General features: G+C 36.1%; 17 protein-coding genes and 1 pseudogene. 7 read left to right on the top strand and 11 right to left on the bottom strand.

The window, feature by feature from the left end:
* Positions 1 to 94 precede the first annotated feature (94 nt).
* From mutL to ABS768_RS13880, 4 genes are read left to right on the top strand one after another with little or no spacing between them, the layout of a single operon-like run.
* A complete protein-coding gene (mutL, locus tag ABS768_RS13895) occupies positions 95 to 1999 on the top strand; it encodes a DNA mismatch repair endonuclease MutL (RefSeq protein WP_408075555.1) in 1905 nt (634 codons plus the stop codon).
* Positions 1996 to 2748, top strand: a complete 753-nt coding sequence (locus ABS768_RS13890; protein WP_408075554.1) for a rhomboid family intramembrane serine protease — start codon at positions 1996 to 1998, stop codon at positions 2746 to 2748. Before mutL ends, ABS768_RS13890 begins: the two co-directional genes overlap by 4 nt.
* Position 2749: 1 nt before the next feature.
* Complete coding sequence (locus ABS768_RS13885) at positions 2750 to 3670, top strand: rhomboid family intramembrane serine protease (RefSeq protein WP_408075553.1); 921 nt, start codon at positions 2750 to 2752, stop codon at positions 3668 to 3670.
* A gap of 26 nt (positions 3671 to 3696) precedes the next feature.
* Positions 3697 to 4734, top strand: a complete 1038-nt coding sequence (locus ABS768_RS13880) for an endonuclease/exonuclease/phosphatase family protein (protein ID WP_408075552.1) — start codon at positions 3697 to 3699, stop codon at positions 4732 to 4734.
* 5 nt (positions 4735 to 4739) lie between these two features.
* On the opposite strand, the gene ABS768_RS13875 is transcribed toward ABS768_RS13880, so the two are convergent.
* The 10 genes from ABS768_RS13875 to aqpZ form a co-directional block, all read right to left on the bottom strand.
* Positions 4740 to 5354, bottom strand: coding sequence for a WbqC family protein (locus ABS768_RS13875; RefSeq protein WP_408075551.1), 615 nt, complete (start codon positions 5352 to 5354; stop codon positions 4740 to 4742).
* Positions 5355 to 5379: 25 nt separating this feature from the next.
* Entirely contained in the window at positions 5380 to 5742 is a 363-nt protein-coding gene (locus tag ABS768_RS13870; protein WP_408075550.1) for a four helix bundle protein, read from the bottom strand.
* 34 nt (positions 5743 to 5776) lie between these two features.
* Positions 5777 to 7312 (bottom strand): signal peptidase I, encoded by a 1536-nt coding sequence (gene lepB / locus ABS768_RS13865; protein ID WP_408075549.1) that lies wholly within the window; start codon positions 7310 to 7312, stop codon positions 5777 to 5779.
* 43 nt (positions 7313 to 7355) lie between these two features.
* Complete coding sequence (gene dapB / locus ABS768_RS13860) at positions 7356 to 8057, bottom strand: 4-hydroxy-tetrahydrodipicolinate reductase (RefSeq protein WP_408075548.1); 702 nt, start codon at positions 8055 to 8057, stop codon at positions 7356 to 7358.
* 3 nt (positions 8058 to 8060) lie between these two features.
* Positions 8061 to 8630 (bottom strand): DUF5683 domain-containing protein, encoded by a 570-nt coding sequence (locus ABS768_RS13855; protein WP_408075547.1) that lies wholly within the window; start codon positions 8628 to 8630, stop codon positions 8061 to 8063.
* Positions 8630 to 9532 carry a ParB/RepB/Spo0J family partition protein gene (locus ABS768_RS13850; RefSeq protein WP_408075546.1) on the bottom strand — a complete coding sequence of 301 codons (903 nt, stop codon included), beginning with the start codon at positions 9530 to 9532 and terminating at the stop codon, positions 8630 to 8632. The genes ABS768_RS13855 and ABS768_RS13850 overlap by 1 nt, the downstream gene beginning before the upstream one ends.
* Entirely contained in the window at positions 9529 to 10311 is a 783-nt protein-coding gene (locus ABS768_RS13845) for a ParA family protein (RefSeq protein WP_408075545.1), read from the bottom strand. Before ABS768_RS13845 ends, ABS768_RS13850 begins: the two co-directional genes overlap by 4 nt.
* Positions 10312 to 10481: 170 nt before the next feature.
* Complete coding sequence (locus tag ABS768_RS13840; RefSeq protein ID WP_408075544.1) at positions 10482 to 12245, bottom strand: T9SS type A sorting domain-containing protein; 1764 nt, start codon at positions 12243 to 12245, stop codon at positions 10482 to 10484.
* 130 nt (positions 12246 to 12375) lie between these two features.
* Positions 12376 to 13257 carry an SDR family oxidoreductase gene (locus tag ABS768_RS13835; protein ID WP_408075543.1) on the bottom strand — a complete coding sequence of 294 codons (882 nt, stop codon included), beginning with the start codon at positions 13255 to 13257 and terminating at the stop codon, positions 12376 to 12378.
* A gap of 131 nt (positions 13258 to 13388) precedes the next feature.
* On the bottom strand, positions 13389 to 14078 hold the full coding sequence (gene aqpZ, locus ABS768_RS13830) for an aquaporin Z (protein ID WP_408075542.1): 690 nt from the start codon (positions 14076 to 14078) through the stop codon (positions 13389 to 13391).
* A 312-nt stretch (positions 14079 to 14390) separates the two neighbouring features.
* Here aqpZ and ABS768_RS13825 point away from each other — a divergent pair, with 312 nt between their 5' ends.
* Positions 14391 to 15020 carry a response regulator gene (locus ABS768_RS13825; RefSeq protein WP_408075541.1) on the top strand — a complete coding sequence of 210 codons (630 nt, stop codon included), beginning with the start codon at positions 14391 to 14393 and terminating at the stop codon, positions 15018 to 15020.
* On the opposite strand, the gene ABS768_RS13820 is transcribed toward ABS768_RS13825, so the two are convergent.
* Entirely contained in the window at positions 15017 to 18037 is a 3021-nt protein-coding gene (locus ABS768_RS13820; protein WP_408075540.1) for an ATP-binding protein, read from the bottom strand. The genes ABS768_RS13825 and ABS768_RS13820 overlap by 4 nt on opposite strands.
* 449 nt (positions 18038 to 18486) lie before the next feature.
* On the opposite strand from ABS768_RS13820, the gene ABS768_RS13815 reads away from it, so the two are divergent.
* Entirely contained in the window at positions 18487 to 19692 is a 1206-nt protein-coding gene (locus tag ABS768_RS13815; protein ID WP_408075539.1) for a helix-turn-helix domain-containing protein, read from the top strand.
* A gap of 899 nt (positions 19693 to 20591) precedes the next feature.
* A pseudogene (locus ABS768_RS13810) lies at positions 20592 to 22157 on the top strand (hypothetical protein); the annotation flags it as partial.

Genomic DNA, 22157 nt, shown 5'->3' with positions numbered 1-22157 from the left:
AATAAATAATTTTTCTAACCTGAATATCTCATTTCCAAATCCGCAATATTTCCTTAACTTTGAGGTTCATCAATTAATCCCTATTTACTTTCCAATGTCGAGTATAATTCAACTTCTTCCTGACCACGTTGCCAACCAGATAGCTGCCGGAGAGGTAGTACAAAGACCGGCTTCGGTGGTGAAAGAATTAATGGAAAATTCGGTTGATGCGGGCTCTACAGAGATAAAACTTGTAGTTAAAGATGCCGGTAAAACCCTTATTCAGGTTATAGATAACGGTAAGGGTATGAGTGTTACCGATGCCAGGCTGTGTTTTGAGCGCCATGCGACCTCAAAAATACGCCATGCAGAAGATTTGTTTGCCTTGGGTACAAAAGGCTTTAGGGGAGAGGCATTGGCTTCTATAGCGGCTATTGCCCACGTGGAAATGAAAACCAAACAGGATCAGGACGAGCTGGGTACACATATCGTTATCGAAGGGAGTAAATTTGTAAGTCAGGATGTGGCGGTATTGCCTAAGGGGACTTCTTTTTCGGTTAAGAATCTTTTCTTTAATATTCCGGCAAGGAGAAACTTCCTAAAGTCTGATACGGTTGAGTTTCGCCATGTGGTAGATGAGTTTGAACGTGTTGCTATGGCACATGCCAATATTCATTTCGTTTTAATACATAACGGAAGCGAAATGTTTAACCTTCCGGCTTCTAATACACGCCAGCGTATTGTAAATATTTTTGGCGGACGTACTAATGAGAAGCTTGTTCCGGTAAATGAAACTACCGAGATTGTAAGTATTAACGGGTTTGTTTGCAAGCCCGAATTTGCCAAGAAAAACAGGGGAGAACAGTTCTTTTTTGTAAACGACAGGTTTATAAAAAGTGCCTACCTACACCATGCGGTAATGGCTGCCTACGAAGGTTTGCTTAAAGACGGTACACAACCGGGATATTACCTGTATCTTGATGTTCCGCCTAATACAATTGATATCAATATCCACCCAACAAAAACGGAGATAAAGTTTGACGACGAGCATGCGCTTTATGCCATACTCAGGTCGGCCATAAAACATAGTTTGGGGCAGTTTAACGTAGCGCCTGTACTGGATTTTGACAGAGATGCCACGCTTGATACCCCTTATGATTACGAAAAGAAGGATGTAGGCATGCCTACCATTCAGGTAGATTCTTCATTTAACCCGTTTGCCGATGATAGTGATGATAAGCCAACACAAACCTTTTCGGGAGGTGGTTCGCGTTCTTCTTCGTCATCGTCTTTTTCATCCTCATATTCCTCACCTACGTTCAAAAAGGATAAAATGCCATCGTGGGAGAGCCTTTATAACGGACTGAACACATCGACTGACGAAATTGCCGAAATCAGCTTTGAATCGGAAGAAGTGACAGGTTCACTATTTAATGATGAGGAAGTAGAGCAAACGGCTCATAAAACATACCAGATACATAAAAAATATATCGTGAGCCCTATTAAGTCGGGCATGGTGATAATAGACCAGAAAAGAGCACACCAGCGCGTGCTATATGAGCAATTTCTGGCTAATATTACTGTACAGCACGGTTCCAGTCAGCAGTTGTTGTTTCCGCTAACGCTTCATTTTAATAAAAGTGAACTTGGTATAATAAAGGAAATGAAGGAATCGTTACAAAATACTGGCTTTGTTTTTGATGAATTTAGCGACGACCATATAGTTGTTTCGGGACTGCCTGTGAATGTTGCCGAAAGCGAGGTTTCCATACTGCTTGAAGAGTTACTTAATGATTTAGAACAGGAAGTGCCCGATACCAGTTTTAGCCAAAGCGACAGCATTGCAAAGTCAATGTCTCGAAGCCTTGCTGTTAAAACCGGAGTGGCGTTGACCGAGAAAGAACAGGAAACTATGGTAAACGCGCTTTTTGCCTGTAAGGAGCCCGGAGTTTCACCTTTTAATAAACCTACTTTTATTACACTAAGCGTAGAAGATTTAGATAAACGATTTGCCCTATGATGTTTAGAATGACCGAAGTTGTAAAACAACTTATAATTATAAATATAATTTTCTTTGTAGGTAAAGTAATAATTGGCCAAAATATAATTGATGAGTATTTGGCCTTTCATTATTTTGGCAATCCTTCTTTTAAACCATGGCAGGTAATTAGCTACATGTTTATTCATGCGGATGTAGGACATATATTTTTTAATATGCTGCTTCTGTTTTTCTTTGGTCCCTCGCTTGAGGATCAATGGGGAGGGAGTAAATTCCTGTTTTTTTATCTGTCCTGTGGTGTAGGTGCTATATTAGCAACTCAGGGGATATCGTATTTTGCTTTTCACGATAGTTTAAATGTATTGGTGACAGAAGGCTTTAATAAAGCAGATGTTATGGCAGTTTTGAGCGAGGGCAAGTATATGGTTAAATGGGAGGAGATTCTTAATCAAAGACAGTTTAATAACCTTATAGGTAGTTATAATATAGCTACAATGGGGGCTTCCGGAGCTATATATGGTGTGCTGGTTGCATATGCATTTCTTTTCCCTAACAGAGAAGTGTATTTAATGTTTATCCTGCCTGTAAAAGTTAAGTACCTGATTGCTTTTTATATAATAGGAGATTTAATTGCCGGGTTTAAAGGGCAAATGCTTATAGGTAATGCTGGTGGAGTAGGGTATTTTGCACACATAGGAGGAGCACTTATAGGTTATCTTATGATGTTGTATTGGAAAAGACATCAGTTTAAAAATAATAGATGGAATTAATATGGGAATTTTAGACGACTTAAAAATGGAATACCGTATGGGAGGTATTACGCAAAGGCTTATATTTTGGAATGTAGGTTTATTTGCAATACCAATGATTCTGTTCGGGATACTTCCTTTATTTAGTGTTAACCTCTCTTTTTTAAACTGGAATAGTTTAGGGGTTGACTGGCTTAGTTTATCATCAAATCCTGCCGATTTACTGTGGAAACCCTGGTCGCTAATAGTATATATGTTTTTACATGCAGGCGTACTCCATTTGCTTTTTAATATGCTTATGTTGTATTTCTCTGCAAGGTTTTTCCTGACTTTCTTCACCCAAAAACAGTTTTTTGGACTTTATATATTAGGAGGTGTTTTTGCAGGCTTAATGTTTATTATAAGCTTTAACATCCTTCCGGGATTAGTATTGTCACAGGCAAAAATGGTAGGTGCATCGGCAGCTATTATGACTATTTTAATAGCATCGGCAGTATATGCGCCTTATTATGCTGTTAGATTGCCGCTTATAGGCACACTTAAACTATGGCATATTGCGTTATTCTATGTAGTGCTTGATCTTATTCAGGCTTCAGGAGGTAATTCAGGCGGGCATATAGCGCACCTTTCGGGAGCTTTATTTGGATATATTTATATTAGGTTATTACAAAGAGATACTGACCTTAGTAAAATAGTAACAGCGGTAATCGATTTTTTTGCTAACTTGTTTAAGCCTAAAAAGTCTACCCCGTTTAAAAAAGTACACAAAAATAAAAATACTGCTACGACTAATAACAGGAGTACAGCAAATTCAACCTCCGCAAGGCAGTCTAAAGATATTACACAACAAAAAATAGATGATATACTGGACAAGATTAGTAAATCAGGCTATGACAGCCTGACTAAAGAGGAGAAAGAATTCTTGTTTAAAGTAGGTAAATAACAACCAATAAATAACCGGGTTTCCCCATGAAAAACCTTTCCTGGTTTAATAAGCTAATGTATTTTATCAACATGGTTTTAACCGTGTTGACGTTCTTGGCTTATGTCCTGCCTTTTTTGGCGCCAAAGTTATTTCCGTTACTTTCTGTTTTTACTTTAATATTGCCATTACTGCTGGTACTTAACTTCTTCTTTTTTATGTACTGGCTATTGCAAACCAAAAGGCAGATGCTGCTTTCAGGTTTGGTTTTGCTACTGGGAATTACTTTTGTTAGTAAACTTTACAGATTCTCTTCGGACAAAGAGGAAGTTACCCCTGATGATTTTGTAGTGATGAGTTATAATGTGAGGATGTTCAATTTGTACGAATGGATTGATGATACTCTTGTACCTCAAAAAATAGATAATTTCGTTAAAGAACGAAAGCCCGATGTAGTTTGTCTTCAGGAGTATAATAAAAGGGGTGACGATTTGTTTAAACAATTTGAGTATCGTTATATATACAAAGAAAAAGGTAAGAGCCAGCATGCCTTTTTTTCTAAGTTCCCTATATTGGATACCGGAAGTCTTACTTTTCCAAATACTGGTAATAGTGTTATCTATGCCGACGTAGTAAAAGATAAAGATACATTGAGGTTTTACAGTATGCACCTGCAGTCGGTAAAAATAAGTCCGGATATTCATGAGAAAATTGATGAGGAGAAATCAAAAATCATATTCAGGCGTTTAAGTGGGGCCTTTAAAGAGCAACAATTACAGGCCGAAATACTGCAGCAGCATAAAAAAGACTGTCATTACCCTATGATTATTTGCGGTGATCTTAACAATAGCGCTTTTTCTTATGTTTACCGAAGCATAAGGGGAGATTTGAAAGATTCATTTGAAGAGGCAGGTAGTGGTTTTGGTAAGTCGTATAACTACAAATATTACCCTGCAAGAATAGATTATATATTTACAGATAACAGACTGCATGTAAAAGAATTTAAAACATATGATATGTTTGTAAATTCCGATCATTATCCTATAATATCAAGACTGGCTTTTGTAAAAGAGGGTGAGGAGTAATTATTTTACAGCTCCTGATTTTTTAAGTACTCCATTGCATAACGACCTTCATTAAATAAAAGATCAAGTATACTCAGGTTGTTTATAAAGCCGTGTTTTTCCTCAAAAACCTGTGTGTAAGCTTCAAATTGTGAAGGGTCTTTTTTTCCATTGGTAAGATATCTTAAATCCTGTATGTCTTCAACCTCATGAAAATACTCTATGGTTTTTTCATAAGAGAAATCCATGCCAAGACAACTTGTAACGATTTCCATTATCCGGAAGTTAAGATCCATCATGAATGTGTGTTTTTTCTCAAATACAGGCCTTATGTCGTCTTCAAAGTACTCGAAGAAGGGCGAAGTACGGTAAGCGGCCTCAAGGGATTTAAAATGCTGTTTTTGCCAGTTAAAAGCAGGTTCTATCTTAACATCCTTAAACTTTTGATGCTTGCTGTCGGTATTATGTTTTACGGGGATGTTTAATAGCTGAATACCATTAGGGCTGTATATGTACATCCTGTTCCTGTTTGTTTGCTTTTGGAAATTATCTTCAACTTCAAAAACCGTTTTATCTGCTTTTGTCATAGCAACAAAATGACTAATGGAAGGGAAATAGGTAGGATGTATTAAAATGCTCATTATGGAAGTATGTTTGTGAATACGCTTATTTGTTTATTTGGTAGTTGCGTAATGCATTTAATTTGTTAGTAATACTTTCTATTAATAGCCTAAGTTCTTGGTATACATTATTGTTAATAAAACCTAATTCAAATGATATTATTATTTGATTTAAAACTTCAACTGCTGATCCAAATGCCATTGTAGTAAAATGCGCTTTGTCTTTGTTTGTATTTCTTGCAGACCCTTCGGCAATATTTGAACATACAGAAACCGAGGCTCTCCTTAATTGTGAAACCAAGCTGAATTTCTCAGAATCCGGAAAATTATTAGTTACGCTGTAGAGTTTTTTTGTAAACTCTTTAGCTTCTATCCATACTTCTAATTTTTCAAAAGAATATGTATACATCAACTATCAAATAAACCAATAAACAAAAATCAAATTAATTGGTTGCTTTTTTCTTCTTCTTTCTGAAATAATCAAATACAAACCATCCGGCAAGTAGTATAAGGAAGTACTTAAAGTAAGAAACAGGTTTGCCTTCACCTCCTACAGTGGTAAACATTCTGTCCCAACGTACTTTTTTACTAAAGTTTTTCCAAGGTACGTTTTGATCAAGGCTCATCCAGATAAATACAGGCTTACCAACAATATGGTCTTCCGGTACAAATCCCCAATAGCGGCTGTCTAGTGAGTTATGACGGTTATCACCCATCATCCAGTAGTAGTTTTGCTTAAAGGTGTATGAGGTGGCTATCTCTCCGTTTATCCTGATTTCATTACCTGTAACCTGAAGTTTGTTTCCTTCATATTCCTTGATGATATCTTCGTAAAATGGTAGTGTCTCTTTTGTTAGGGATACTGTTTTTCCTGCTTCAGGGATATAAATAGGTCCCATGTTATCCTGACTCCAGGACTTAGTCTTAGTTGTAGGGAATATTGTAGGGTCAGCTTCTGAGGCTACATTGCGTTCTACAGAAATAATGCCGTTTAAGCTTTTAATAGTTTCGGCACTGCTATTTGTTAGGGCTCTAAAAAAATAAGTGTTTTTACCAACTAAGCCATACTCATCAGTAATGTGTAATTTTTGCTTAAGATAGGCATCATTTAAAATGGTTCCATCTGTTTTAATAATGTAAGAGTACTGTATATCAGCCCTGCTGGAGAGGATCAATTCTTTATTATCAATATAAACAACACCGTCTTTAATAGAAAGGCTGTCTCCCGGTGTACCTACACACCTTTTAACGTAGTTTGTTTTTTTGTCAATTGGTTTGTAAGTGCCATCAGTTCTTTTGTCTGTTGGCCAATTAAATACAACGATGTCATTTTTCTCTGGCTTTTCAAAACCAGGAAACCTAAATGATGGTAGTTGAGGCCAGCTAAGATATGACTTGGTATTTACTACAGGAACAGAGTCATGTACCATAGGTAGTGCAACTGTAGTCATTGGGGTGCGGGCACCATAATGAAACTTGCTTACAAACAGAAAATCGCCAATAAGTAATGTTTTTTCAAGGGAAGCCGTAGGTATTGTAAACGGCTGCATCACATAGGTGTGTACTATTGTGGCAACTACAATGGCAAATAATAATGAGCCTAAAGTACTTTCTTTTTTCTTTTCGGCATCATATTCTTCTTTAGTGATGTATTTTACATCTTCAGCATAGTTTATGTAATAAATATAAAACCCTAAGGTTACAATCCCTAAAATGGTATCTAATGATGATTTTTTACCAAAGCTTTTTAATGTAAGCACCCATACTACAGGGAACATAATAAGATTTACAATGGGGATAAATAATAAAGCTGCCCAGTAAACCGGTTTTCTTATTATTTTCATCAGTATAACTGCATTGTATACAGGAACTGCAGCTTCCCATGTTTTTCTACCTGCTTTTTTGTAAAGTTTCCAGGTTCCTAGGTAATGTACTACCTGTACTGCCAGGAAAAAAATAAACCACTGTAGTAAAGTCATCTTTAAATTGTTTTTTATATATGTATGTCTTTTGGTAAAAATGTTACTTTAAATCTAAAACATCTTTCATGGTAAAGACACCCTGTTTACCAATTATCCATTCGGCAGCTACTACAGATCCTAAGGCAAAACCTTCACGACTGTGTGCTGTATGCTTAATTTCGATTGAGTCAATCTCTGAATCATAGAATACCGAATGTGTACCCGGAACATTCTCTATACGTTTGGCGTCAATAAGTATTTCATCCTGTTTAGCATCACTAAGTGCCCAGCTGGAGTAGTTGCTGTTTTCTATAATCCCTTTTGCTAAGCTGATGGCTGTACCGCTTGGAGCATCCAGTTTTTGAGTATGGTGGATTTCTTCCATCGAAACCTTATACTGATCCAGTTTGCTCATCATTTTAGCAAGGTATTCGTTTAACTGAAAGAAAATATTAACCCCAAGGCTAAAGTTAGAGCCATAAATAAAGGCCCCCTTTTTTTCTTCACACAGCTTAACTATGTTGTGATATTCTTCAAGCCAGCCTGTTGTGCCCGATATTACAGGTACATTTTTATTAAGGCATTGTGAAATATTTTCAACGGCTGCATCAGGAATACTGAATTCTATTGCTACATCGGCATTTTCAAGTCCGTCAAAAGAATTGTCTCTTGTTTTTCTTAATACAATTTCGTGGCCTCTTTCCAAAGCAATCTTTTCGATTACTTTTCCCATTTTTCCGTAGCCTAAAAGTGCAATTTTCATATATTAAAATTGGTAACTAAGGGTTAGCCCCATGTTATGTTTGTAATCAATTTGGTTTTGTTGCAGTTGTGGTCTTAACGACAGGTTGTCGCTAACATTAAATTGCATAAGGTGGGCATTAACATTGGCTTCAACAATATTTAAAACATAAAATCCCAATGCAAGGAGCATTGAGAGGTCTCTGTTTTTTTGATGAAACTTTTGGGCTCTAATAAGTCTGTCTTCGCCAATGTTGGCTAGCTCTCCTGTTACGGTTCCGCCTGCCAGAAGTGTTTTATAGGCATCCCTGTACTCATGGTATTTTTTGTTGTTCCAGGAGTAGTAATAAAGAGAAGTACCTATTGCAGCATATACAATAGGTATTTTCCAGTATTTTTTATTGTAAGCCTGTCCCAGTCCCGGAAGTACTGCCGAATAAAACGCTGCTTTAGACGGTGCTAAGGGATCCTGATGAACATGTTTGTTTACAGTAACATCGGTATTCATTGTAAGTTGCAGGGAGTCGTTCTCTGTTTCCTGTGCAAATGAAGCCGAAGTAATTAAAAAGATAAATATGAACAGTGCGTTTTTCACTAACTTTTGATAAGTTTAATAATCCTTTTGAAATCTTCTTCCGAGTGAAAAGGAATAGTTATTTTACCTTTTCCTTTTGCATCAACCTTTACATCAACTTTTGCGCCAAAGAATTCAGTGATTGTATTTTTCTGCTCGTCTTCTACAGCAAAAGAGTTTGTTTTTACCGTAGTTTTTTCATTTTCAGGTTTCAGGCTTTCCTGATAAGCTTTAACCAAGGCTTCTGTTTCCCTAACCGAAAGGTTTCCGCTAACGATTTTCTGGTAAATGTTTGCCTGAGCATCCTGATCTTCAATATTAATTATGGCACGGCCGTGTCCCATAGAGATAAAACCATCACGAATACCGGTTTGGATTATAGGGTCCAGTTTTAATAAACGAAGGTAGTTTGCGATTGTAGAACGCTTTTTACCCACACGGTCACTCATTTGTTCCTGAGTAAGCTGTATTTCATCTATAAGCCTTTGGTAAGAAAGGGCAATCTCAATAGGGTCAAGGTCATGACGCTGTATATTCTCTACAAGAGCCATAACAAGCGACTCATTGTCGTCTGCAAGGCGAATGTAAGCAGGAATAGTAGTTAAGCCTGCCAGTTTAGAAGCACGTAAACGACGCTCTCCCGATATAAGCTGGTATTTATTGTATTCCAGTTTTCTAACGGTGATAGGTTGTATAACACCAAGTTCCTTAATGGAGGTGCTTAGTTCCTGCAGCGTTTCTTCGTTAAAGTTTGTTCTTGGCTGGAACGGATTAATCTCTATAGCATCAATTTCAAGCTCTATTATGTTACCAACAACTTTATCTGCATTTTTATCCTCAACTGATTTGATGTCGTTTTCCGGATCTTTTAATAATGCCGATAATCCTCTTCCAAGTGCTTGTTTTTTAATTGCTTTTGTCATGAACCTACTGTTGTACTAGTGTTTTTCTTTATTATTTCTTCTGCAAGGTGAATGTAATTAATAGCACCTTTACTTGTTGCGTCATAGTTAATGATGCTTTCGCCAAAACTCGGTGCTTCACTAAGCTTCACGTTTCGTTGTATAACGGTATTGAAAACCATATCGTTGAAGTGTTTCTGTACCTCTTCAACCACTTGGTTTGATAATCTTAAACGTGAATCATACATGGTAAGTAACAGTCCTTCAATATCCAGTGAAGGGTTGTGTATTTTTTGTACACTCTTAATGGTATTAAGCAGTTTGCCTAATCCTTCGAGGGCGAAATATTCACACTGTATAGGTATTACCACAGAGTCTGCAGCCGTTAGGGCGTTAAGTGTTAAAAGCCCAAGAGACGGGGCACAGTCTATCAGTATATAATCATACTTATCCTTTACACTTTCCAGTGCAGTTTTAAGCATGTATTCTCTGTTTTCTTTATCCACAAGCTCAATTTCAATAGCCACAAGGTCTATGTGTGCCGGGATAACCGAAACATTAGGAGCATTACAGTCAATAGTAGCCTCATCCGGAGTATTGGTATGTTCCAGTATCTGGTAGGTGCCTTTCTCTACAGTTTCTACGTCAATGCCAAGCCCGGAGCTGGCATTAGCCTGAGGGTCAGCATCTATTAGTAATACTTTTTTTTCCAATACACCCAGCGCTGCGGCTAAGTTTACTGAAGTTGTCGTTTTTCCTACGCCACCTTTCTGGTTGGCAATAGCAATGATCTTACCCATGAATGTTTAATAATTTTAGAACGTAAAAATACAATTATTTATGGTTTTTGAAAGTGGAATTTGTTAACATTAATTTTTGTTTTGCTATTACCCTGAGTTTCCAGTAATAATGCAGAAAAGCCGATAAAGTTAATTATCGGCTTTTCCTGAAAGGCTAATTGGATGACTTGTTATTTAATGATAAGCTTTTTAGTATCAGTATAGTTACCTGCCTGTACCTTTACTAAGTATAAACCGGAGTTAAGTGCAGAAAGATTTATTTGTTGTGGTTGCCCGTTTGTAATAACAGTATTATAAATTATGCTTCCTGTAATTGAATATACGGTTATGTTTGCCTGGGTTGCATCAGTGTTTTGAGAGCTGAAGTTTACCGTTACATTTTTATCTGAAGACGGGTTAGGGTATACGCTAAAGTTTGTTGTTGACAAGTTAAAATCATCATTGTCCAGAAGGTTTGTAAACATAACATTATCAATGAAAGCTGCATGGTGAGCAGTGTCTGTATTTATCATGAATACAAGGTGAGTTTCCTCATCAAAGCTTCCCTGAGCAAATTCTACAGTATAGTTTTGGTTTTCTTCTGTAAGAGCTATTGGTTCACCTACTGCTGTGAAAGTTTCAGTATCAGCAGGGTTTGTCATTGTACCTAGCTGAACTGTTACGCTACCGGCACCTTCTTTATACGAATTAAAAGTTACTCCATAAGCATCCTGAGTTGCTATTATAGACGGACTGATAAGATATCCCGGTGAGTTGGTAGACATCATACTGTAGTAAGTAACAAATTTGTTTTGTGTTTCTTCATCCTGATCGATATAAACAAAAGTACCATCAGTTAAGCTGCTCCAGCAGTTTTGTGGGAACGAAGCTGTAGGGCCGGCAACTATAAAATCTTCAAAGCCTTCTTCTAATCCTGCCTGTGCTTCACAGTTTATTTCCCATTTTACATTATCAAGAATTGCAGCGTTGTGAACAGCATCTGCCATAAACTGGAAAGCGATATAAGTATCCTCTGTAGCATTTATTACAATATCACTGTAAGTTGTTACATCTGCCGATAGAGTAATAATATCTCCAAAAGCAGTAAAGGTTTCTGCATCTGCCGGATCTGTCATTGTACCTATCTGTACAGTTACATTAGCCTCGGTTAGTTTAGCTGCATCAAACGATAGTTTATGGTTTCCGTCAATTGTAGAAAGTGCAGGTGTTATAAGATAACCAGCTTCATTTATCGACATACCTGTGTAAAAAGTAGCTGCTATTTCACCTTCTTCACCATCAAGATAAACCATGGTATTGGTTGTTAGTTTTGACCAACAGTTTTGAGGGAAATCTGTTGCAGGACCTGTTATTTCAAATTCATTAAAGTTTTCATCTAAAGTATCAGCAGCTTCGCATGTATTAGGGATTTCACTCCATACCACATTGTCTATAAAAGCAGCATTGTGTGCTGTATCGCCGCTTATTTTGAAAGCTATATAGCTGCCTTCGGCTGCAGTTATAGCTATATTAGTGTGAGTAGTATATTCGTCTGTAACTGTGATTGGTTCACCAAAGGCAACAAATGTTTCGGCATTGGTATTATCGGTTAATGTACCTATTTGGATGGTAACGGTACCCGGTGCCGGCGGAGGCCCCATAACTACTCTTTGAGTGTCAAATGATAGTTCGTAGTTGCCGTTTAAGGTGTTAAGTTCCGGTGTTATGAGATAGGCATCAGTATCTACAAATGTTGAAGCATAAAAAGTTACAAAGTTCTCGCCTTCTTCACCATCTATATATATCATAGGTCCGTCTGATAGACTTGACCAACAGTTTTCAGGTAAATTTTCGAATGTGTTGAAGTTTTCTGATAATGTAGCGGTTGGATCACACTGTGCATTTGCCATTATTGATGCACAAACTAAAGATGCGGTGAGTAATAATTGTTTCATATCTTTTATTTAGATTGATTTAAAATAATGATGCAAATATATTGTTTTTATTTAAACCTATTCTAAATAGAGTAAAAAAATTAAGCCCGAATTAATATTCGGGCTTCGTTGTTTTTATGTAGTAATGTAACTATTTATTTTTCTTGGCTTTAATCATTGTTTCAAGCATATCCCACATTTCTTCGGGGATTGCTTCAAGCAGGTTAAACTGTCCGGCACCTTTTAGCCATTCGCCACCATCTATAGTAATCACTTCTCCGTTTACATAGGCAGAGTAGTCAGAAACCAGATAGGCGGCAAGGTTTGCCAGTTCCTGATGGTCTCCCACACGCTTAAGCGGAACTTTTTTAGCCAGATCAAATTTTTCTTTTAAATCGCCGGGTAATAATCTGTCCCAGGCACCTTTTGTAGGGAATGGTCCCGGTGCTATAGCGTTACTTCTAATGCCATATTTTGCCCACTCTACAGCCAGGCTTCGGGTCATTGCAAGAACACCTGCTTTTGCCGTAGCACTAGGTACTACATAAGCCGATCCTGTCCATGCGTAAGTGGTTACTATATTAAGTATTGTTGTGTTTTCCTGTTTAGTATCTATCCAGTGCTTACCAAAAGCAAGTGTACAGTTTTTAGATCCTTTAAGAACAATATCAATAATGGTATCAAATGCATTTGCCGAAAGCCTTTCGGTAGGTGAGATAAAGTTACCGGCAGCATTGTTAAGCAGTACATCAACTTTTCCGTAATTGTCTAAAATTACTTTTAGCATATTTTCAACCTCTTCATAATGGCGAACATCACATTGCACAGCAAGGCACTTGCCTCCGGTTTCCTGCTCCAGTTCTTTGGCTGTGTTTTGCAGTTTTTCCAAATCTCTTGAGGTGATGGCAACTTTTGCTCCCAGTTCCATAAAATATTTGGTCATGGATTTACCAAGGCCACTTCCGCCTCCTGTAACAACAACAACCTTACCCTCAAGCGCATTGTCACGAAGCATTTTATTAGTATAGTTCATAATTTAATTCTGAATTAGTTTTTTACCAAGTTACAAATTATTTGGCTTGGAAATTTTTTATGCGTGCATATTAAAAAATAAAAGGGATAAAACCAATAGCTTATCCCTTAAGTGTTTATTTTATTCTGTTTTTATTCATTTTTACCGAAAAAACTTTTGTAAACAAGCCCGGCGAGTATAGCTCCTATTATAGGGGCTACCCAAAATACCCATAACTGACTTAATGCCCAGGCATCGGCAAAAAATACCTGGCTAGTGCTCCTTGCAGGGTTTACAGATGTATTGCTTACCGGTATGCTTATAAGGTGAATAAGGGTTAGCCCGAGTCCAATAGCTATTGGAGCAAGTCCTTTAGGAGCCCTTTCATCAGTAGAGCCTAAAATAATAATCAGGAACATAAAAGTCATTACTATTTCACATAGTAGTACGGCCTGTAGGCTGTAGCCGCCCGGAGAATGCTCGCCATAGCCGTTTGAAGCAAAACCTCCAGCAATAAAGCCTTCCTTGCCCGATGCTATGGTGTATAAAACATAAGCGGCAAGTATGCCCCCCAATACCTGTGAAATAATGTAAGGGATAAGTTCTTTTTTATCAAACCTGCCGCCTACCCATAAGCCTATAGATACTGCGGGGTTTAAATGGCAGCCTGATATGTGGCCAATAGCAAAAGCCATTGTTAAAACGGTGAGACCAAAGGCGAGGGCTACGCCCACAAAACCTATTCCGTGTTCAGGGAAAGAACAGGCAAGTATGGCGCTTCCGCAACCGCCAAGTACCAGCCAGAATGTGCCAATGAATTCTGCGATTAATTTTTTTGTCATAATTTATTGATTTAGGTGATTAATATTATGAGCTAAAAAAAAATAGAATCTTTTTACAGTTGTTTTTTGGAGATTATTCGCTTAATAATGAACTGTATGGCTTTGAAAAAATGCAGGCTTGTTTTTAATGATTTAGGTTAAATTTAGTTTAAAACTTGTGAATATTGTATGACCTGTAAGAATACTTTAACAAATTATAGTTAAAAATTTACTAAAAACTAAATTGTCTAATTTTCTTTTTATGATTTTTTTTTATTTTTTAAGTACTTTTATCAAACAAAGTTATATCCCCACCGTATAACGAGAAATAGTATGAATATATTGATAGCCGATGACCACAGTGTTGTAAGGCAGGGTGTAGCATTGATTTTGAGGGAAGCGTTCAAGACCATTGAAATATATCACGCAGACAGTTTTCAGGAAGTTGTAGTAAAATTGAAGAAGCAATCTGTTAATTTACTTCTTCTTGATATTAATTTGCCCGGCGGCAACAGTGTTGGAATGATTAGCAGGGTTAAGGATTTACAGCCTGCTACAAAAATTTTGATGTTCTCAGCTTTTGATGAAGAACAATATGCTTTAAGGTACCTGCATGCAGGAGTTGATGGCTATTTGAATAAGCTTAGCTCTGAGGAAAAAATAATAGAAGCCGTAACCGAGATATTACAGGGCGGAAGATACTTTAGTAATAAAGTAAAAGAACGCATTTTTGAAAATGTAATAAATAAAATGCCTGATAATCCTTTAGACAGCCTTTCTAACAGGGAACTTGAAATTGCAGATTTGCTGGCAAAGGGAGAGGGTAACCTTGAAATTGCCAACAGGCTAGACATTAAAATGTCTACAGTAAGTACCTATAAGAGCCGAATATTTGACAAACTGGGTATAACAAATGTTGTATCTCTGGTAGAGAAGTTTAAAATGTACCGGGAGCAGACCTAAACCGTAAAGCTTATTGTAATGTTTGTTCCGCCTTTATGGGTGCGGGCAATGTTTATTTTTCCTTCTAAAATATGAACAAGCTCTGCAACCATTGGTAATCCCATTCCTTTAGTTGAGGTTTCTTCCTGCATAAAATTACCCTGAAGTATTTTATTGTAGTATTTAAGCTCCTTGTTGGTCATGCCTTTTCCAGTGTCTTCAATGGATAGGGTTAATCCGTTTTTTTCTGTAACCGAACTTATTATAACCGACCCGTCTGTAGTGTTTTTTGTAGCATTGTCTATAAGATTATGCAGTATTATAGATAACAGATGTCGGTTTATGGTAGTTGTAAAGTATTGAGGTATCTTATTGTGAATATATGTTTTTTGGGCAAGTGCTATATTTCTGAAAAACTCTTTTTTCTCTTCGGCTAACTGGTATAAGGAGTAAGGTGTAGACTCATCGTTATTAATGTTTGTCTCCTTTGCATATTCCAAAAAGTTATCTACAAAGTGATAAAGCTGGAACGATGAGGTATATATAGACTGCAGGTTCTCTTTTAAACTGTCCTGATTAGTATCTATATTGTTATACAGGTACCTACCGGTGATGGAAAGGAACTTGAGCGGACTCTTTATATCATGTGTTATGGACTTGATAAGCTTTTTATGGTTATCAATCTGTTTACTCAGGTCATCTTTTGTTTTTCTAAGGGCTAATATTGTTTCCTGTAGCTGTGCGGTTTGTAATATGACCTTGCTTTCCAGTACGGTATTTTTATATCTTATATACTTTATACGCAGTTTAATAATAAGTAACACAAGTACTATACCTAGCGCAAGAGCAAAGAGTTGGAACCATGTTGTTTGCCAAAATGCCGGTTTTATGGAGAAAGCTACATTTTTATAAGTCCATTTTGAGCCAAACCCGGTTAGTTTTCTTGTTTTTAGAATGTATTCTCCCGGAGGTAGGGTGGAAAAGGATATTGTTTTTTCGGTTAGTACAGTCCATTGTTGATTAACCGGACCTTCCAGCATGAACTCAATATTCTCATTATAGGATTCTCCAAAGTAAGGACTACTCACTGTAAAATTCAATCGTTCAAAATTACGATTAAGCTCAACTGCTTTACAGGTATGAAGTGTTTTGTCGTCTACTATAATCTCATCTATATATAAAGGGTTTTTGGGTACAATGGCGGATATGTTATCCGGATTGAAAAAAACAATACCTTCCATCGAAGGGAAATATATAGTTTGGTTTTTAAGGTATACACCGCAGGGTTGGCATCCGCCATTAAACTCATTGTTAGGGAAACCGGAGTTTTTATTATAACTATGATAATATATACCGGTGGATTCTTTTGCCGCATAGTTTAATAAATCCTGTTTCTTAACCTGGAATATACCTTTGTTTGTGGTAATCCAAAAAAAACCGTTATTGTCCTCTATTATACAATGGCTGGTTAACAGATATTGGTTTTTATCTGGTGGAAACTGCGTGGTCTTATTATGTTTATAAAGGAAAAAACCTTTACCATAGCTACAAGCCCAAACTTCTCCGGTGGGTTCTATATATAGTGCCCGTACATTGCAGTTGGGAAAATCAGGTATTTTGTAACATTTTTTACTTTTTATATCATACTTGCATAGTCCTTTCCATGTTCCTGTCCAAATTGTAGTGTTATTAGGTACGCTAATAGACGCGGCAGCCTCTTTTACTCTCAGGTAAACAGTAGGGCGGCAATACCTGTCTTTTGGATCAATGTAATAGAGGTATCCGCCTTTTTCATTTGGTTTAGAGAAAGTGCCAAACCATATTTTTCCGTCGGGAGCCTTAGTCATTGCTGTAATGCTTACATCGAGCTTCCATTTGTCAAAAGTTTTATAATCAGAATCTTTTTTAAAACGATACAGTATTTTGCTGTGCTTAGTCCAAACATCACCATGATTATCAACTACCATCATGTATTTGTCTGAATAGCCTGCCATGTCGGTAATTTCTTTGTAACCTTTTGAAGTAAATATTTCTCCTGTACTACTTAAAACTTTATTTTGCCCAATATCTGAAAGAGCATAATACACCCCATCTGTTCCTATGGTATGTGGAAGCGATGGGATGATATGATTAAAACCTACTTTTCTTACTTCAAGCAATCCTTTATTAGCACTTCCCAGGTATAGTTTTTTAGAGAACTCGTCATATAGAAACGATATGATATTATTATGAGGTATATCAAAGTCTTCAGAAACCAAAATGGTTTCTATAGACTTGTTATTTGGTTTTAAATAATAAAGTTTCTTTTTATGATATATAAATGATTGCCTTGCTACATTGTTTGTGAATATAAAATAGGATGATGAGAACTTCCTGTCATACTCTATAGGTTTGGCTCTTAAGTTTGAATCAAAAGCGATGGCTTTACTATTTTTAGTGTCTAGGTAAAGTGATGAGTTTATAGTAAAGAATTGAGAGTTAACAGGGTATTTGTAAGCAATCTCTACAGATGTACTTGTTTGTTTGTTGTATAATTTTATACTGTCGTTACCTATTATGTATAAATTTTGATTAGCCTGGATGTCTATGTATTCACTATCTTCTGTGAATGAAAGTGACGATACAGGGTTGTGATTACTTTCGATAATCTCTTTAACCGATTTGTAAGGCTCAGATATTCTTTTGTTGAGGTTTTTTATTTTTCTGTTGTTTATCAGTAAAAACTGGTGAGTTTCATTCAATAAATAAATGCTGTCTTTTTCTGGGATGCCACTAAAAAACCGCATTCTGTTTGATATAAGACCGTGAATATTTTCTGAGTTGTAAATGTCAAATGTCTGTCCGTCATATCGGGCAATACCATTTTCTGTTGATAGCCAAATATACCCGTATTTATCTTTTACTATGGAGTTAACCGTATTTTGGGGAAGGTTATTATTATCGGCTGTATACCAAGTGTGCAGGAACTTCTCCTGCGCACTAATAGTATTACAGCTAATGCATAGCAGTAATAAGATAAAAGATTGAAAATAATTCATTTTGGGGGCTATGAATTTTATTTATAAATCAACCAAATTTATTGTATGTTTTTGATCAATTCCTAGTTTGTAGAAATAATTCTACAGAACTAAAAATGTAATTTTATGCAATGATATAAATTTAATACATAGATTTGCAACGCCCCATTAAATAAAAATACAACTAAAAATTAATTTACTAATGCTATGTTTTTAAAATCCCCCCAAAAAGTTTTAAAGGCATTTAATTACAATAATGCTCATCAATCTGATAACAAACTTTACAAAACAGAAGTAGATTAGTTTTAGTCTGATTTATTCATGATTGTTTCCTGGTTTAATTACTATGGGAAGTTTTCGTGTATTTATTTCAGGAGAATTTTGATTATGTAACTGATTTTTTAACTGAATTGTATAAGATAAGCAGAGTAATCTTTTAACTGCATACGTGCACAAATTGATTATTTGTTATGATTGAATTAGTATTAATTGGCCTGCTCGTACTAACAGCAGCGACACTTTATATTGCATCGCAAATAAAGTCGGTTTTATTATTCGACAGGATATGTAATGCCTTTTTGGTGTTTACATCACTACAGGCATTGTTTGCTTTAGTTAGTATATATGCCGGAGGTAATTATACCTTTATGGCAGTGCCTTTCTTTTTGGCATATGGTCCGTTTAAGTATTATGCGGTTAGCTCGAGGGTAAATAGTCTGTTTTTGAGAAAAACAGTTTATGTGCATTTCATTCCGTCTTTTATTTTCTGTCTGGCTTATTTTATTATAAATGAGTTTAGTTTATTAAGTGATTACTTACCAATTTATAATACTTTGCTATTTCTTTCGGTTTTTGTATCTATGACGGCTTATTCTGTTTGGGTTCTTTTTAATAATAGTAAAGCTAAATATGAACGGGGTAATGATCCTCTGGCTCGCAGGCTTTTAAATTTTTCTTCAGTTTTTATAATAGTTGTAAGTGCAGTTTCTTCAGTTTATCTGATTAAAGGATTTTTGTATACAGGTAAAGTGAATCCGATAATTTTCAGTTCAATTTTTTATCTGCTTGCTTTGTTTTTAGTAGCAGTAGTTTTTAGGTACAAAGTATATAGTTTTATTGCTTACATCCGATCGGCTAATGACGACTTTAATCAGGAAAAAAATAAAAAAGAAGAAAATGAATTACCTGAAAATTTAAGTTTACAACCTGAATTTATGTCGAATAATGTAATTGATATAAACAGGGGAAATCAGAATTCTGATAATAATAACAATGTTGTTTCTTTGAAAACTTCCCCTAAAAAATACGCTAAATCAGCGCTTAATGAAGGTATGTTTGAAGTATATGAGGAAAAGTTGCATCACTTTTTTAATGATGAAAAAGTATATCTGGATAATGATATATCTCTGGAAGTACTGGCCGAGAAAATGAAACTTTCTAAGCATCATCTTACTCAGCTCTTTAATGTTTATATAGGAGAGAACTTTAATCAATATATCAATAAATATCGCATTAGTTATTCATGTGGATTGCTTCAGAGTAATGAAGATGAAATGACAATGGAAGAAGTGGCCTTTGAGAGCGGATTCAATTCGAAAGTCTCTTTCAACAGGCATTTTAAAAATATTATGGGCTGTACTCCGTCAGATTATACTAAGAAGGCAGGAGTGGCATAACGTTTTTTAGAGTGTTTATTTTAATTAATAATAATCTTTTCTGTTTGTTTATGATTAGTGAATGCCTGAATGACACAATAGGTATCATAGTTTAAGAACCACCAATACCATTCCATATATTTATCTTTAAGCCGGATCTTGTTTTATAGGTTCGGCTTTTTTATTGTGTTTTTGTACGGGATGATATATTAAGTTTCTCTATTTGATGAATTATAATGGAGTAATTTCTATAAATTGTTTAATATGTTGTTTTCTGTTTAACGGTTTCTTTTGCATATGCCTTATCTCGATTATTTTTTGTTTTCAAAAATTTATGGAGTGTCTATTTAAGAGAAAAATAATCCAAAATTGTAATTGTTTTGTAAATATTATAGTCATTTAAGTATTAAACTTTATTTAAAGCTTAAATTCTATGTTTTGTCTATGTTCAAATAATTGGGAAAGACATTTTTCCAATTATTTTTTACACCATATGCGATTTAAAATTAGACATTTGCATTAGAAATTAAGTTTTTATTAACAGAGAACGATAACTGCCCCCAAAAAGTAACCGTTCCTGATTTTTTCCCCTGAGGAGTAAAAAATCTGTAGAAATAATTCAAGCAATTAATGCTTTTTACAGTTTTTTGAAACAAAAAAGAACATGATGCAAGAGGTGATGTGGGTTTGTTAGGACAACCCCGTCCGGGTGATTAAAAATTGGAATTTACATGAGGCAGTATTTAAGGCTTTGTTATATGTTAGAATATAATGAAATGTTAAATATGTCTAATATAAATCTATAAACAAAAGATGTAAATTACAAAATTGCCCCCACAAATACCGTAAAATATTTAAAAGTTTTCCCCAAAGACTTTTAGACATCAAAAACCCAAAAAGAAATTTAATTACTAATGACGATGAAAAACTTATTGTCTGCCCTGGTCTTGTTACTGGGAGCGGCAGCTGCAAATGCGCAGGTAGGTATAGGTACCTCCAGCCCAAATGCCTCCGCACAACTGGAAATAGTATCTGAAGATAAAGGTATTTTAATACCGCAGGTTTCCCTGACAGATACGACAGACGCCACAACCATAACAAATGGTAACATTTCAAGCCTTTTAGTTTACAATACTTCACAAATAGCAGATGTAATTCCGGGCTACTATTATTGGTATGATAATAAATGGAACAGAATTTTAACCAATCTTGACATCTTTAACGAAACGATTACTACGCTTGTAGACAATGGCGACGGTACCTATACTTACACCAGTGAAGGTGGAGTGGTAACGGTTATAGATGTTCCGGGTAATCAAACACTTACTACTTTAGTTTACGATCAGGTAACAAATACACTTACATATACCGATGAGAATAACAATCCGGTTGTAATTGATTTGCCTACATTGGTTCAAAATGCCGAGACATTAACTTCGTTAGTAAAGAACGAGGACGGAACAATTACATACACCGATGAAAACGGTAACCAAACCAATATCGATATTACGGGTATAATACAGGATAACCAGGTAGTAACAAGTATTGTAGCTAATGTTAGTGCAGGTACAATAACTTTTACAAATGAGCTTGGAGAAACTACTGTAATAAATATATCAGATTTTGTTTCACAATATGAAACAGTAACTACATTAGTAGATAATGGTGATGGAACTGTTACTTATACTAATGAGGAAGGTACAGCTGTAACAGTAACACTTCCGGCCGGAGCAAATGGAGTTGATGGTGTAAATGGGCAAAGTGCTTACGAGCTATGGTTAGCCGAAGGTAATACAGGGACTATCACTGACTTTTTAACTTCATTAGTTGGAGCCGATGGTGCAGCCGGAGCAAATGGAGTTGATGGTGTAAATGGACAAAGTGCTTATGAGCTATGGTTAGCCGAAGGTAATACAGGGACTATCACCGACTTTTTAACTTCATTAGTTGGAGCAGATGGTGCAGCCGGAGCAAATGGTATTGATGGTGTAAATGGACAAAGTGCTTATGAGCTATGGTTAGCCGAAGGTAATACAGGAACAATAACAGACTTTTTAACTTCATTAGTTGGAGTTGATGGTGTAAATGGGCAAAGTGCTTACGAATTATGGTTGTCTGACGGTAATACTGGGACACTGGGAGAATTTCTTACTTCTTTAATAGGTTCAGCAGGACCAGCTGGTACTGGTATCACTTCTGCTACTAATAATGGTAATGGAACTTTTACATTATCATTTTCAGACGGAACATCATTTACAACAGATAATTTAACAGGTCCACAAGGCGCACCCGGAACAAACGGTTCTAACGGAGTTAACGGATTAAGTGCTTATGAAATATGGCTTGCATCGGGTAACACAGGAACCGAAGCTGACTTCTTAGCCTCACTTGAGGGTACGGACGGAACTAACGGTATAGATGGAGTTAACGGGCTAAGTGCTTATGAAATATGGCTTGCATCGGGTAACACAGGAACTGAAGCAGAT

Source organism: Flavobacterium rhizophilum, from assembly GCF_046000485.1.
GTDB classification, from domain to species: Bacteria; Bacteroidota; Bacteroidia; order Flavobacteriales; family Flavobacteriaceae; genus Flavobacterium; species Flavobacterium rhizophilum.
The sequence above is the reverse complement of the archived record's forward strand: the minus strand, read 5'-3'. Positions and strand labels throughout refer to the sequence as shown.